Source organism: Candidatus Coatesbacteria bacterium (genome assembly GCA_014728225.1).
GTDB lineage: Bacteria > RBG-13-66-14 > RBG-13-66-14 > RBG-13-66-14 > RBG-13-66-14 > WJLX01.
In genome coordinates this window covers 1-13,257 of the sequence record WJLX01000054.1, presented here as the reverse complement: position 1 = coordinate 13,257, position 13,257 = coordinate 1, and the positions used below count along the sequence as shown (strand labels likewise).

Genomic DNA, 13,257 nt, shown 5'->3' with positions numbered 1-13,257 from the left:
TGGTGGAGGCGGGGGGAATCGAACCCCCGTCCGATAGAGCCAGGTCAGTCAGCTCTACATGCTTAGCCGCGCTTGGGTTTCGCCATCGGACAGGGCCGCGGCAACCTCGGCCCGACCGCTAGTCCCTTCTGCGATAGCCTCCGCCCGGGGAAGGAACCACCCGGGGTTTGGCGCCTACCAGTTTTGACGCCCTATGGGCGGACCGATAGGCGGGGTCCACCGAGGACGGGCTGTTAAGCCTTAACCCGTGCTAAACGGGTTAAGCAGCCATAGCCAACTCAGTGTCGGCGTTTTTTGTGTGCCGCCTGTTTAACGAGGCCTGCGGCGACCTCGGCATGCCACTGACGCCGAAGCGTCTACCGTCGAACCCGGTTCGCCCCCGTCGATTACGCCGGTGTGAGTTTCATCGGCGTCGGCGGACGGCGCTTCTTTTGCCCCGTCCTGCGGGGCCGCTGGGTGACCCGGATGAGCGAGCCCCCCGGTTCGCGGCGCAAGGGGTAAAGTATAACAAAAACGGCGGTCTGTCAAGGTCGGGCGTTGATATGCATATGTTTTTTAGCTATGTTAGGTTAGCTATATTAGGTTAGTTGAGGGAGTGTCCGTTTTTTTAGCTTCAGCACAATAACGGGGCGCAAGACGTTAGCCGTTCCGGCGGAAAAGGAGACGCCATGAAGGGCATCATCGCCTTGGCTTTGAAGGACATGATCACGCGGCAGCACGGCTCGGCGGTCTGGCGGGAGATCCTCGACAAGGCGGGTGTGCCGGCGAGGACGACGATCCTGGCGACTTCGGACATCCCGGACGAGGTGGTGCTGGGGTGATCAAGACGACGTGCGAGCGTCTGGGCGTCAGCCTGCAGGAGGCCGCGGACGCCTTCGGCCACCATTGGGTCAACGAGTTCGCCAACCGCATCTACCCGCTGTACTTCCGCCGGGCGGACAACGCCCGCGAGATGCTGCTCAACATGGACCAGGTCCACGACGTGACCACGCGGACGATGGCCAACGCCCACCCGCCGCGCTTCGACTACGAGGAGCCCGACAGCGAAACACTGATCATGACCTACAAGTCGGAGCGGGGACTGATGCCGATCCTGGTGGGCCTGATCCGTGGGGTGGGGACGTACTACGGCGGGGAGCTGGAGTTGGAGGTGTTCGATGATGCGCGGGTGCGGATCCGCTTCCCGCGTGAGCCGGCGACCCCGGCGACCGAGGCTCCCCGGGCCCGGAGCTAGCGCGACTCAGTCAGTGTTGGTGCCGTCGGCGTCGTCGCCGGCGGTTTCTTCATCGGCTTCGGCGGTCTCGAAGGCTCGCTCGGCGTGGGCGGCGCGGCGCCAGCGCCGGACGAGGATCAGGGCCAGCACGCCCACGCCGGCGGTCAGCAGGCCGTACTCCAGCCAGGGGAGCTGGTCGGCCAGGAAGTAGACGGGCTCCTCGGTGAGCAGGCCGACGATACCCTGGACGACGAGGTACCCCAGTACGGCCAGGACGATGAAGGCCCGAGCGCGCAGGTTTTTGGCCGTGGGTGGCTGATCGGGCTTGAGCATCGGATCACTCCGTGCGGCGGAACAGGCCGCGCAGCCAGTAGAGGGGCCGCTTGAGGCCGACCTCGCCGAGGTGGGCGGCCAGGGGTCGCAGGTGATCGCCACCCGGATCGTCCAACCGGGCGAAGAAGGCCGCCGCGCCGAGACGGGCCAGACCGCTGACGATGAAGGTCGACTGGTAACCGGTCAGCCAACCGTCGAGGAGGGGTCGGGTGCCGCCGATCCCCTCGGCCAACAGGCCACCGAGGGTCGAGCCACCGAGGTAACCGAGACCGGTGGTCACGGCCACGGCGGCGATGGCGTAGGGCCGGGTCTCGCGTTTGGCGATGCCCAACGGAGCGGCGAACAGGGCCAGGTTGAAGGCCGCCCAGCAGGTTCCCGAGGCCAGAGCCTCGGGCCATAGCGGCCAGCTCAGGCCCGGTCCGGTCAGGGCCCAGATCAGGGGGAAAACCCCCAGGGCCGCACCGGCGATGACGAGGAGGGGCCGGCTGCCGAAGTCGTCCAGGGCCCGGCCCCAGAAGCGGTTGGTCAGCAGGGCGGCCACCGTCCAGAGCACGCCGTAGAACTGAAAGGTGGTGTAATCGAGGCCGATATGGTCCAGAGCGTGGGGGGCGAAGAAGGGCCCGCCGATACCGACGGCGACGTTCCACAACCCGGCGGCGACCAGCAAACGCCGCAGGTTGGGGTTGGCCAAGGCGCGCCGGAGACCGGGCAACAGCCTGAAGCCCTGGGAGTGACGACGCCGGGGTTCAGGGTAGCGCGCCAGCAACCAGACGCTGACCAGGCCGGAGAGGACCGCCGCGCCGAAGACCAACAGGTGGGACAGGCCCGCGTCGGCGGGGCCGAGGCGGTCGACGCAAAAGGCGGCGCCCAGAGCCGCCGTTTGTCCGACGGCGTAGAGGATCAGGTTGCGCAGGCCGAAGTAGCGGCCGCGGATACCCGCCGGGACGTAGTCCGCGGCCCAGGAAACCCAGGCGTTCTCCGTCGGCGCCGCGGCGGCGTAGCTGACGGCAACCGCGGCCACCAGCAGGCTCAGCCGGGTGTCGTCGCCCAGGGGCCAGAGGAGCAGCAGCGCCGGGACGATCCAGACGGCGCGGTGGATCAGCGCCCCCCAGGTGAAGATGGGTTTGTGGTCGACGCCGCGGTCCAGCAGGGCGGCGGAGAGGAGCTGCAGCGGACGGCAGGCGATCGGCAGGGCGCCCAGCAGGCCCAGGGTCAGCTCGCCGGCGCCCAGCCGCAGGGCCAGACCGGTCAACACGGCACTGGTGACCACGGAGAGGTGGAGCTGAGCGGTGACGCCCTCCCAGGTGCAGATACGCAGCCCCCGGCGCAGGGCTTCACGGTCGAGGGCCACGGCTAGGCGCCCCGACCCAGGCGCGGGGTGAAGGGCGGGGAACGGTGCCCGTCGGGGAGATGGACGGCGTCGTTGAAGCTGGAGAGAAAGGCCCGGCCGTCGTGCCAGAGGAGCTTGGACAGGCAGGCGTTGTCGAGGCGGAAACGCACCCGGCCGTCGTTGGGCACCCCCAGGGCGACGGCGAGGAGCTGGGAAAGCAGCCCGCCGTGGGCGGCCAGCAGCCCGCGGCGGAACTCCAGCCGCTCCAGGCTGCGCCAGACCCCGGCGGCGCGGTCGTAGAGCTCCCGGCGCGACTCGCCGCCGCCAAAGCGGTACTCGCCGCGGCGGTACTCCTCGAGGTCGATCTCGGCGGCGAAGCGGGCGGCGAAGTCCTCCCCGCTGATTCCGCTCAAGCTCCCGAGGTCGATCTCCTGCAAGTCCTCGCGGATTGCGGCCTCGGGCAACCCCAGCTCCCGGGCCGGGGCCAGAGTGGCGGCGACGCGTTGCGCCGGTGAGCGCAACAGCAGATCGAACTCCAACCCGATCAGCACCGGCCCCAGGGCGGCGGCCTGACGCTGTCCCCGAATCGTCAGGGGATAGTCCAGCCGACCCTGAAGGATGCCCCGGGAGTTGGCTTCGGTTTCGGCGTGGCGCAGCAGGTACAGCTCGCGGTCCATGGCGGCGGCTTTCATACAAACGGGACGGCCGCGGCCGTCCCGCAGTGAGCTGGGGGAAACTAATCCACGTGGCGGTGAACGACGGCCAGGGCGGCGTTGAGATCCGTGGCCACGCCGCGCAGCAGCACCTCGCGCTTGGCCTTGACCTCGTTGACGAAGGCCTCGTCCTTGAGGCCGGGCAGGTTGATGGCCACGTTGAGCAGGGCGCCGTTGACGGCGTTGGTCAGCAATAGCGCACCGACGCCGACATCGGAGATGGCGTTCTTGTTGCCGATCTCGGCCAGGCGCGGGGCACGGCGCAGGGTGTCCCGGCAGAGCTCGGCGACCTCCAGGGGGGTCTGGGTGGCCTTCTTGGTGGCCTCCTGGATGGCCCGGCTGCGGGCGGCCTTGTTCTCCTTGCCCTTCTTGGACATCTTGAAGGCCGCCATCAGCTCGTTGAAGGCCGCCGTGTCCTCGTCGACGAGTTGCTGGAGCCGGGTCGCCGTTTCGCCGATCGCCCCCCGGGCGGCGGCGCATTCCTCGGCGTAGTCCTCGTAGCCTTTCTTGCCCTCGGTCAGGGCGCAGACCATCGTCAGCAGATTGGCGCCCATGGCGCCGGCCAAAGCCGCGGCCGAGCCGCCGCCCGGGGCCGGTTCGTTGGAACCCAGCTTGTCCAAGAATTCGCTGATCTTCAGTCCGGTGAGCACTAATCGACCTCCAGGGTTCGTTGAGCTGCTGAGGTTTTGTGTGAATGCTTGAAACTGTTTGTGACTGGATGAAAACGGCGATTACGGATCGCCCGAACCGTCGTTGACTTCTTTCATCCGCCGCCGCCGCAGCGTGCCGAGCGGCCGGAGACCGTTGACATGACCTCTCTCGATCACCGCCGCTTCTGCCCGGCCGCAACTGGCACGGTTTTTGCAGCCCGGAAACCGCAGTACGTTCGACACCGTCCGCCGACGCAAAAACCGTGCCAGTTGCGGCCGGGCGGGCCTCGCAATCACCGCAGGACCGGTGTCAACGGTCTCCGGCCGTCTGCTAGTCGTGGAACAGCCGGGAGAGGTTGCGCGGCGGTTTGCGGGTTTCGCGGTGGTGGCTGCGGCGGCGGTTGATCAGCTTGCCGCGTTTGACGACGCCGGTGACATGGTTGACGCCCCAGCCGTAGATCAGCTCGGCGGGACGGTAGACGTCGGTGATGGCCAGGTCGGCCTGCTTGCCGGGCTCCAGGCTGCCGATGCGGTCGTGGCGGTCGACGGCATAGGCGGCGTTGATGGTGGCGGCGACGAGGGCCTCCTCGGCGGTCAGGCCGCAGCGCATGACGGCCAGTTCGAGCACGCGGAAGTAGTCGAGGGTGTGGGAGCTGCCCGGGTTGTGGTCCGAGGCCAGGGCGACGATCGCTCCGGCGTCGACCAGTCTGCGTCCCGGGGCGTAGTGTTCCTTGAAGAGGAAGAAGGTGGTGGCGGGCAGCAGCACGGCGACGGTGTCGCTGTCGGCCAGCAGCTCGATGCCGCGCTCGGAGACGTAGGGCAGGTGATCGACGCTGCGAGCGCCGAGTTCGACCCCCAGCTCGGTGCCGCCGGAGGCCGACAGCTCGTCGGCGTGGATCTTGGGCGTCAGGCCGCGGCTGCGACCGGCGAGGAGGATCTCCCGGCTCTCGTCGACGTCGAAGGCGCCGCGCTCGCAGAAGACGTCGCAGAACTCGGCCAGCTTGAGGGCCTCGATCTGGGGCAGCATCTCGTTGATGACCAGATCGACGAAGCCCCGGCGGTCGTTCTTGTATTCGTCGGGCAGGGTGTGGGCGCCCATGAAGGTGGGCACCAGCTCCCAGGGGCCGGCCTGATCGAGTTCGCGGACGGCCTGGAGCAGGGCCAGCTCGCCGGGGACGTCGAGGGCGTAGCCGGATTTGGCTTCGAAGGTCGTTACCCCGTTGGACATCATCCGGGCCAGGCGGGGCCGGGCCTGTTCGACGAGGTCGGCGACGGTCAGGTCCCGGGTGGCGCGAACGGTGGCCTGGATGCCGCCGCCCTCGGCGTGGAGGGTTTCGTAATCGACTCCGGCCAGGCGCTTGAGGAACTCGTCGGCGCGATCGCCGCCGTAGACGGGATGGGTGTGGGGGTCGACGAGTCCGGGCAGGATCATCCGCCCGCCGACGTCGATCATCCGGGTATGGCGGTCGGCCAGATCGAGGATTTCCCGTTGGGGTCCGACGGCGAGGATCTTGTCGCCGCGAACGGCGACGGCACCGTCGGCGACGGCGGCCAACTCGCCCTGGTCGGGGCCGCGCCGGGGAGCCTTACCGGCGCAGGTGATCACCAAGCCGCTGTTATGGATGATCAGGTCGGGCGCCTTTGTCTTCATGCGCTTCTCACCCCGCGGGGATCGGAGTTAGATCTGGAAGTCGATGATATGCTGATCGAGGCGCAGGTTGTCGGTCTGCATGTACCAGCGGGCGGCGAAGATGAAGGCCTCGGCGGGGGCCAGACCGACGAGTTCGGTCTGGACGACGGCGACGCCGTAGCGGGCGGCCTCGCGGCGGATGGTCTCCAGGACGCGGTACAGCGGCGTCTTGCGGTAATTGAGAAAATTCATCGAGATCTGGACCATGCCGGCGGGGCGGCGATAGGTGCCGTGACGGACGATCGGCGCGCCGTTCTCGTCGTAGGAGCGGACGGTGACCGGGCCCTCCTCGAAATCCTCGAGGTAGAAGCCGGCGCCCTGGACGTTGAGGTAGCCGCCGGAGCTGCCGCGGACGGCCTTGGCGATGCGTTTACCGATCTTGACGCTGGTGGTGTCGAGGTTGACGTTGAAGGCGATCAGGAAGGGGCGGGCGCCGATGATCGTCGCACCGGCCGTGGGATGGGGCTCGGCGGGTCCGAAGTCCGGCGTCCACTGCTCGCCGCCCATGTTGGCGGCCAGCCCCTCGTACTCGCCCAGCTTGCTGCGGATGGTGGACTGGCTCTCGCGGTGCTCGGCGGTGGCCGACTCGCGGTAGAGATAGACGGGGAGGTCGTAGGCTGCGGCGACCTTCTCGGCGATGCGCTTGGAGAGCTTGACACAGGACTTCATCGAGGTCTCGCGCACCGGAACGTAGGGGCAGACGTCGACGGCGCCCAGGCGGGGATGCTCGCCGGACTGGGCGTTCATGTCGATGTGTTCGAGGGCGCCGCCGTAGAGGGCCAGGGTACCGCGTTCGAGGGCGTCCTCGTCGCCGACGGCGGTGATGACGGTGCGGTTGTGATCGGGATCCGAGGAGTAATCGAGGAGCTTGAGGCCCTCGAGATCCTTCAACGGGGCGACGATCTGCTCCACTACATCGAGACGGCGGCCTTCACTGATGTTGGGAACCCATTCGATAACTTCGGCCAAGGTCGTATCCTCCACGGTGGGGGTGGCTGAGTGGCAAATCACCGCAGATTATAACACAGGGACGGTTGGCGGATAAGGGGTGGACGGCGGGGCGGGGGGTTCGGCCGCGGGCCCCGTCACGGTTCTTGCACACCGAGTCCGTCCGGTCTTCCAACCGGACGGACTCGGGCAACAACCGCGCCGGGGCCTGGGGGCGTGCCGGGGTGGTTGGGCGGTCCCTAGTCGATTGTGAACGTGCGGGTCAGAGCCAGTTGGCCGTCGACGAGGGTCCGCAGGGTCCAGACGCCGGTTTCCCAGGCGCCGGTCTCGGTGTAGCCTTTGCCGCCGATGACACGGCGGGCGGCCTGACCGGCGGCGAACTCGGCGGCGCGGACCTCGCTCCAGCGGCTCTCACCGGCGGGATCGATCCACTGGACCTTGACCTCGTGGGTCTGGGGCAGGGCGGTTTCCTCACGTAAGAGTTCGAGGGCCCAGACGACGAGGTCGGTCTCGGCGGCGGCGAAGGCGCTGCGGGGTTCGTCGTATTCGCCGCGGCGGTAGAACTTGAGGCTCTGGGCCCGTGGCGGGGCGCCGCCGGAGACGGGGACCTCGACCTCGGCGGCCTCGGAGCCGGTGGCCTTGGCCAGGGTGACGGCCAGGCTGCGGCAGGCCCAGGGCAGCTCTTCGGCGTCGCCGACGGTTTGGGTCTCGCCGAGGACGGCCTCGGAGGTGGCGACCTCGACCAGGCGCAGGCTGACGGTGTAGGTGCTGCCGAGGGCGGCCACGGAGCCGACGGCGACGTAGTCGGCGCCGGTGAGTTCACCGAGTTCGGCGGCTTGTTCGGTGGTCAGCCCGCTCATCGACAGGCTGCGCTCCTCGAGGAGGACGGCCAGGCGGGCGCGCTCGATGACCTGGATGCCGGGCAGGCCGACCAGTTCGGTACGGATGATCTCGGCCACGGCCCGGGCCTGGTCGGGAAAGACGCCCAGGGGTTCGAAGTCGGTGACGGCCAGGCTGATCGGCTCGGCGGCCGACAACGGGACGCTGAGCAACAACAGCAACAACAGCGGCGGACGTCGCATGGGGACCTCCCGGGTTATTCATCCCACGGGGTTGGGGCGGGCTTGCTTGCGGGGTGTGCGGGGCGGTCGGACCTGGCAAAGCGAATCCAAAGCGGCTACCCTGTAAGTATAGCATTTCACCGGTGAAGCGTTGGCCCCTTGTCGCGGGGTTTGCCGATATAGTAAACTGCCTATATACTTGACAAGTTCCCTGTTAGCAAAGGCAGGTTCCGATGGCCGGCATCATCCGCACCCTGATCGAAGAAATCGTCAAGACCCGGGCCCGGGGCAAGCGGGAGCGCATCAAGTCCACCCGGGAGAAGATCGCCCTCCAGTTGGGGCGACCGCTCGCGTCGTTCACGGCGGACTCCGCCGACGACGAGATCATCATCGAGCGCCTGGTGACCATCGGGCGCAACCTGGGGGTTGACATCGGCCGGCTGGCGACGCAGTTGCAGGCCGAGGCCGGCGCGGCCAGGACGACCAACGCCCGCTGGGCCTATTCCGACGAGACTTCGCCGGGCGGCGCCGCCAAGGAGCTTAAGCGAACCGTGGGTTCGGTGGCCGGCGGCCTGTTCGTCTTCTTCGCCTCGACGGTCTACCAGCCCGAGGCCCTGGCCTGGGCGGTCAAGAACGAGTTCCCGCTGACCAAGGTCATCGGCTGCTCGACGGCCGGTGAGCTCTCGCCGCGGGGCTTGACCAACGCTTCCGTCGTCGGGCTCTACCTGCCGGCGACGTATCTCGAGGGTGTCGAGCTCGCCGTGGTGACCGAGCTTTCCCGGGGCGCCGCCGGGGCCACCAAGGCCGTGCGTTACCTGGCCGAGCAGTACGGCGTCGAGCCGCTGGATCTCGATCCCGACAAGTACGTCGGCCTGGTGCTGCCCGACGGCCTCTCCGGGGGCGAGGAGGCGTTGATGGTGGCCCTCGGCGGGGCGACGGACGCCCTGTTCATCGGCGGCTCGGCCGGCGACGACCTCAAGTTCAACAAGACCTGGGTCTTCTGCGAGGATAAATGCTACAGCGACGCCGCCGTGCTGGCCCTGCTCAAGCTCAGGGTGCCCTACACCATCGCCAAGACCCAGAGCTTCAGCATGCGCAATGACAAGCTGCTGGCGACCAAGGTCGACAAGGCCGAGCGCACCGTCTTCGAGTTCAACGACAAGCCCGCCGTCGAGGCCTACGCCACCGCCCTGGGGTTGCCCCCGGACAAGCTGGACCGCGAGGCGATGACCAGCCACCCCATCGGCCTGGCCGTGGGCGACGAGCCCTACGTGCGCAGCCCGCAGCAGATCCTCGACGACGGGGCGAGCATCAAGTTCTACTGCCAGGTCGAGGAGGGCTCGGAGCTGCGCTTGCTCGACAACACCGATATCCCGGGGCGCACCGAGCAGGCCGTCAACGAGGCCGAACAGGACCTGGGACGCTCCATCGGCGCCATGCTGGTCTTCAACTGCATCCTGCGGCACCTGGAGCTGGAGAGCCGGGGGATCGTCGACGAGTTCGTCCGCAGCCTGGGCGGGCGGACCTACGCCGGCTTCTCGACCTACGGCGAGCAGTACATCGGCCACATCAACCAGACGGCGACGATCCTGTGCTTCGGCAAGCCGCTGGTGTAAAAAAGGACTTGACAGAAGTTAACCCACAGGTTAACTTGGCGGGGCGATGCATGGACACGATCCTTTTCCACCAAGGGGAATACCGCAGCACGTCCTTTCTTGTTGACGATAACGGAGCGAACCGGGTGCTCGATTTCCTGATGAAATTGAGCAGGAACAAGCCCAACGACTACCGAAGAATCCGGAAATGGATGCAACGAATATGCGTAATACAGCGGCCCGGTAAAGAGCATTTCAACAATGAAGGTGATGGTGTTTATGCGATTAAGGCCTATCAGATAAGGGTGTACGGCTTTTTCGACGCAGACAGGTTCATCATGTGCCGCGCCGTTGAAAAAAAGAGAAACAAGGCGGATCCGACGACGATCCGGCTGGTCAAGGATGACAGAGCGGCATATCTGGAAGGTTGACGAGTGATGGAGAAGCGGGGCCTCTACTACGACTTGATCGAAAACGACGAGGATCGCCGCCTGCTGGCCCAGGAGGGCTTGATCTTCGACGTCAGCCAGCTCATTTGGGAAGTGATGGAGCAGAGCGAGACCAGCCGGGCCGAACTCGCCCGCCGCCTGGGAACCTCGAAGTCCTACATCACCAAGCTGCTGCGCGGTTACTCCAACCTGACCCTGCGTTCCCTCTCCGACATCTTCTCGGCCTTGGGCCGGGAGGTTGTCATCAAGGCCGCGCCGCCGGGCTGCGTCAACAACGTTCTGCTCGTTTCCGAGAATTGGGAACTGATCGACGCGGATGAAACCGGGAATACCGCTGAGATCACAACGGAGGACGAGGTTATCGAGGAAACCCTGCTTCGAGGTGTCGCATGATCCGGGCCTTTCCCAGGCACCAGCTCAAGCTGTCCGCCGAAATCTCCCGCGCCGTGCAATTGAGGGAGGTCAGGCTGTGCCGTTTGTCCTTCAGTTACGCCGAACCGACGGGGAACTGCAAGATCAGCCTGGCGACCCGGGGGCGGTTGCTTAGCCGTGAAACACAGCGGCTGGAGTTCGAGGTTGGCTTCGAACTCAAGCTGCTGGAAGAGGAGAGCGAACGTGAAGCGCTGCAGCTCGAGGGCGCCTTTGCGCTCCGCTACAGTTGTGGAGAACCCGAGCCCGGTGACCAGGCGCTGGCTGCCTTCGCCGAGATCAACGCCCCCCATAACGCCTGGCCCTACCTGCGGGAGCTGATCGGATCGCTGAGTCAGCGCGCCGGTCTGATGCCGCCGCTGATGCTGCCCTCACTGCACATCGGCGTCAAGCGGGAGGATTGAGTTTACGCCGGCCTTAATCGTAATCAACCCCGGCCCTGAGGCCGGGGCTTTCGTATCTCCCCATCCCGGCGGCGTCACGGTTATTGCATTCACGCCAGCCCTAACGGTCCGGCGCGGCAACAACGCGCGCCGCCGTCCGGGGTCATTCGAGGCTGGTGGTGTCTTCCAGCTCCCGGAGCAGGGAGTGGGCGGCGGCCTGCAGGCGCCGGACCTCGCTATGTCCGGGCTCCTCGCCGGGGAGGGGGATATCGAGGATGATGCCGAGCTGTTCCCGTGCCGAGGAGGAAGCGCCGAGGGCGGCGTGGGCGCGGGCCAGGCCGAGGCGGGCGGGGGGGAAGTCGGCGGCTTTGAGGGCCAGCTCGTAGTCGCGCCGGGCCTGACGGAACTGGTCGAGGTCGAGGAGCAGGTCGGCGCGGCGGGTCAGCAGGACGGGGTCGGCGGCGAGGGCGCCGACGACGGCTCGCAGGTGTTCGAGGGCGGCCAGGCGGTCGCCGCGGGCCAGGGCGGCGTCGGCGGCGCCCAGCCAGGCGTCGCGCCAGTGCGGCGTCAGCTCGGCGGCGTGGAGGTAGGCCTCTTCGGCCTCGGCGTAGCGGTCGAGCTCCATCAGCGCCGTGGCCAGGTTCATCGGCAGCTTGGGGATGACCTGGCCGCCGGACTCGAGGGCCGTTTCGTAGAGCTCGACGGCGTGTTCGAGGTTGCCCAGGCGGTGCTCGGCGACACCCCAGTCGACGTAGAAGGGCGGCGGCGGGTCCTCCATCTCCTCGACGGCCAGGGCGAACTGTTCGGCGGCCTCGGCGGGTCGAGCGGAGATCAACAGCCGGGAGCCGAGGTTGTAGTGGACGAGGCCGGGCTCGGAGAGCTCCTCCGTCACGGGCAGGGGCAGGTTGACGCCGACGGCCAGTACGGCCAGCGCCCCGCCGCACAGACCCAGCTCGCGCCAGCGCTTCTCGCGGATGAACTCGACCAGACGCCAGACGGCGATCCCGGCCAGGGCGCAGGCCAGGGGCACGATGGGGAAGCGGTAGCGCCCGGTGATGAAGAACAGGCAGACCCCGGCGGTGTAGGCCATGGTCATCAGGTAGACGGGGGCCAGTTCCCGGCGGAAGCGCCAGGCCAGGCCCAGACCGAGCAGGGCCAGGGGCATCACCACGGCCAGCGTCGGCCAGGGCAGGCCCAGCCAGGGCACGATTACCTTGAAGTGATAGTAGCTGTCGAGCTGGGGCCACTCGAAGCCGTGGATGAAGTAGTAGGCCTTGCGCAGCAGGTTGCCGAGGGTGGTCAGGGGCGCGGCGGCCATGTCTTCCAACGCCTCCCGGGTCCAGTACTCGTCGGCTTCCTTCTGGGTTACATGACGCTCCCACAGCCGACTCAGGTAGTGTGTGCCCGTACCGTCGAACTCCTTCTCCTGCGCCACCCGAGCGGGGGGGTTGTAGAGCCCGTTGGCTTCCTCGCCGTTGCCGATTAGCAGATTGATGCCGACGTTGGCCGTCGAGAGGATGAACTCGCCGGTATTGACGTAGTTATGGATCGTCACCGGGACGATGGGCAGCAGCACGCAGCCGGCGAAAACGCCGACGCGCTTGAGCGCACGCTTCCAGCCCGCCCGCCACTCGCGCAGCACCAACCAGACCGCCAGCACCAGGCCCACGGCCAGGAAGGTGCCCCAGGCCAGAGCCGCCGCCCCCAGCCAGACGGCGCCCCAAATCAGGTCGCGCAGTTTGCCGTCCTTCGAGAAACGCACCAGTTGCAGCGCCGCCGCCGTGGCCAGCAGCGTCGCCAGGCTGGTCACCAGCAGGGTCATGTCGTGGAACATCGCCGGCCCCAGGACGGCCAGCAGCCCGCCGGCGATCACCCCGGCCCAGCGCCGCCCCGTGCCCTCGTGGACCAGGCGGTAGACCAGCACACAGCTCAGGGCGCCGAAGACGGCCTGGAACAGGCGCAGCCAAAAGAACAGCGGCGTCAGCCCCAGCCAGCGCAGCAGGGCCTGGAAGAAGGGGTAGAGGGGCGTCATGAAGAAGCCCTCGGGGGCGGGATTGACCCCGGCGGCGATCTCCGCGCCTCGTTGAAAGTAGTGAAAGGAGTCGAGCGTGATCCGGTCCCAGTATAGAGTTTCCCCGAGCTGCAGCAGCATTACCAGGCGCAACAAGAATGCTATGGCGAAGATCAGCGGGACCAGCCAGCGGCGGTCCTCCCTCAGCCAGCCTGTGAATCTGTTCCAACGCTCTATCATTCGGCCTCCCCTGCTCGACGATTACAACCACATGACGTTGAAAGGTACAAGAGGGTAGCCTGCAACTCTGAGGCGAAGCAGGCGCGCTGCGTCGGGGGATTACGGTGCCGTCCAGCCGTCCCGGCCGCAGCAGCCGGCTCCGGCACATCTCGCCCCGCCTTCTGCGTTCAACTACCGCCGGTCAAGCCTCCGCGTCCCCCTCCTCATCGTCC

General features: G+C 67.2%; 15 protein-coding genes and 1 other RNA gene. 6 read left to right on the top strand and 10 right to left on the bottom strand.

Translation table 11 applies throughout. The annotated features are described in order from the left end of the window. Positions 1 to 381, bottom strand: a transfer-messenger RNA (tmRNA) gene (ssrA, locus tag GF399_04395). A 287-nt stretch (positions 382 to 668) separates the two neighbouring features. On the opposite strand from ssrA, the gene GF399_04390 reads away from it, so the two are divergent. Further along, on the top strand, positions 669 to 821 hold the full coding sequence (locus GF399_04390) for a hypothetical protein (protein ID MBD3399553.1): 153 nt from the start codon (positions 669 to 671) through the stop codon (positions 819 to 821). Further along, on the top strand, positions 731 to 1,234 hold the full coding sequence (locus GF399_04385; GenBank protein MBD3399552.1) for a hypothetical protein: 504 nt from the start codon (positions 731 to 733) through the stop codon (positions 1,232 to 1,234). The genes GF399_04390 and GF399_04385 overlap by 91 nt, the downstream gene beginning before the upstream one ends. Before the next feature lie 6 nt (positions 1,235 to 1,240). Here the strand turns inward: GF399_04385 and GF399_04380 are convergent, their stop codons facing one another. From GF399_04380 to GF399_04345, 8 genes are all read right to left on the bottom strand, one after another. Continuing rightward, entirely contained in the window at positions 1,241 to 1,546 is a 306-nt protein-coding gene (locus tag GF399_04380; GenBank protein ID MBD3399551.1) for a hypothetical protein, read from the bottom strand. 4 nt (positions 1,547 to 1,550) lie between these two features. After that, positions 1,551 to 3,023: an MFS transporter gene (locus GF399_04375; protein MBD3399550.1), complete on the bottom strand. Its 1,473-nt coding sequence runs from the start codon at positions 3,021 to 3,023 to the stop codon at positions 1,551 to 1,553. Next, positions 2,900 to 3,568: a hypothetical protein gene (locus GF399_04370; GenBank protein ID MBD3399549.1), complete on the bottom strand. Its 669-nt coding sequence runs from the start codon at positions 3,566 to 3,568 to the stop codon at positions 2,900 to 2,902. Before GF399_04370 ends, GF399_04375 begins: the two co-directional genes overlap by 124 nt. Before the next feature lie 44 nt (positions 3,569 to 3,612). Further along, positions 3,613 to 4,239 carry a methenyltetrahydrofolate cyclohydrolase gene (locus GF399_04365; GenBank protein ID MBD3399548.1) on the bottom strand — a complete coding sequence of 209 codons (627 nt, stop codon included), beginning with the start codon at positions 4,237 to 4,239 and terminating at the stop codon, positions 3,613 to 3,615. Positions 4,240 to 4,320: 81 nt separating this feature from the next. Next, a complete protein-coding gene (locus GF399_04360) occupies positions 4,321 to 4,482 on the bottom strand; it encodes a hypothetical protein (protein MBD3399547.1) in 162 nt (53 codons plus the stop codon). Between the two features lie 88 nt (positions 4,483 to 4,570). Beyond that, the gene (locus GF399_04355; GenBank protein MBD3399546.1) at positions 4,571 to 5,890 is read right to left on the bottom strand and encodes an imidazolonepropionase; all 1,320 of its coding nucleotides are present in this window, start codon (positions 5,888 to 5,890) and stop codon (positions 4,571 to 4,573) included. A gap of 27 nt (positions 5,891 to 5,917) precedes the next feature. After that, a complete protein-coding gene (ftcD, locus tag GF399_04350) occupies positions 5,918 to 6,898 on the bottom strand; it encodes a glutamate formimidoyltransferase (GenBank protein ID MBD3399545.1) in 981 nt (326 codons plus the stop codon). Between the two features lie 218 nt (positions 6,899 to 7,116). Beyond that, on the bottom strand, positions 7,117 to 7,959 hold the full coding sequence (locus GF399_04345; protein MBD3399544.1) for a hypothetical protein: 843 nt from the start codon (positions 7,957 to 7,959) through the stop codon (positions 7,117 to 7,119). A 212-nt stretch (positions 7,960 to 8,171) separates the two neighbouring features. On the opposite strand from GF399_04345, the gene GF399_04340 reads away from it, so the two are divergent. From GF399_04340 to GF399_04325, 4 genes are read left to right on the top strand one after another with little or no spacing between them, the layout of a single operon-like run. Beyond that, entirely contained in the window at positions 8,172 to 9,554 is a 1,383-nt protein-coding gene (locus tag GF399_04340) for a hypothetical protein (GenBank protein MBD3399543.1), read from the top strand. 50 nt (positions 9,555 to 9,604) lie between these two features. After that, a complete protein-coding gene (locus tag GF399_04335; GenBank protein MBD3399542.1) occupies positions 9,605 to 9,964 on the top strand; it encodes a hypothetical protein in 360 nt (119 codons plus the stop codon). A 6-nt stretch (positions 9,965 to 9,970) separates the two neighbouring features. Beyond that, positions 9,971 to 10,375 (top strand): helix-turn-helix domain-containing protein, encoded by a 405-nt coding sequence (locus GF399_04330; protein MBD3399541.1) that lies wholly within the window; start codon positions 9,971 to 9,973, stop codon positions 10,373 to 10,375. After that, positions 10,372 to 10,815 (top strand): hypothetical protein, encoded by a 444-nt coding sequence (locus GF399_04325; GenBank protein MBD3399540.1) that lies wholly within the window; start codon positions 10,372 to 10,374, stop codon positions 10,813 to 10,815. Before GF399_04330 ends, GF399_04325 begins: the two co-directional genes overlap by 4 nt. Positions 10,816 to 10,957: 142 nt before the next feature. On the opposite strand, the gene GF399_04320 is transcribed toward GF399_04325, so the two are convergent. Next, positions 10,958 to 13,045 carry a hypothetical protein gene (locus tag GF399_04320; GenBank protein ID MBD3399539.1) on the bottom strand — a complete coding sequence of 696 codons (2,088 nt, stop codon included), beginning with the start codon at positions 13,043 to 13,045 and terminating at the stop codon, positions 10,958 to 10,960. Positions 13,046 to 13,257: the final 212 nt, after the last annotated feature.

Coding starts and splice junctions, on each gene's coding strand:
- GF399_04390 (MBD3399553.1), top strand. CDS start 669: ATGAAGGGCATCATCGCCTTGGCTTTGAAGGACATGATCACGCGGCAG.
- GF399_04380 (MBD3399551.1), bottom strand. CDS start 1,546: ATGCTCAAGCCCGATCAGCCACCCACGGCCAAAAACCTGCGCGCTCGG.
- GF399_04370 (MBD3399549.1), bottom strand. CDS start 3,568: ATGAAAGCCGCCGCCATGGACCGCGAGCTGTACCTGCTGCGCCACGCC.
- GF399_04355 (MBD3399546.1), bottom strand. CDS start 5,890: ATGAAGACAAAGGCGCCCGACCTGATCATCCATAACAGCGGCTTGGTG.
- GF399_04345 (MBD3399544.1), bottom strand. CDS start 7,959: ATGCGACGTCCGCCGCTGTTGTTGCTGTTGTTGCTCAGCGTCCCGTTG.
- GF399_04340 (MBD3399543.1), top strand. CDS start 8,172: ATGGCCGGCATCATCCGCACCCTGATCGAAGAAATCGTCAAGACCCGG.
- GF399_04335 (MBD3399542.1), top strand. CDS start 9,605: ATGGACACGATCCTTTTCCACCAAGGGGAATACCGCAGCACGTCCTTT.
- GF399_04330 (MBD3399541.1), top strand. CDS start 9,971: ATGGAGAAGCGGGGCCTCTACTACGACTTGATCGAAAACGACGAGGAT.
- GF399_04325 (MBD3399540.1), top strand. CDS start 10,372: ATGATCCGGGCCTTTCCCAGGCACCAGCTCAAGCTGTCCGCCGAAATC.
- GF399_04320 (MBD3399539.1), bottom strand. CDS start 13,045: ATGATAGAGCGTTGGAACAGATTCACAGGCTGGCTGAGGGAGGACCGC.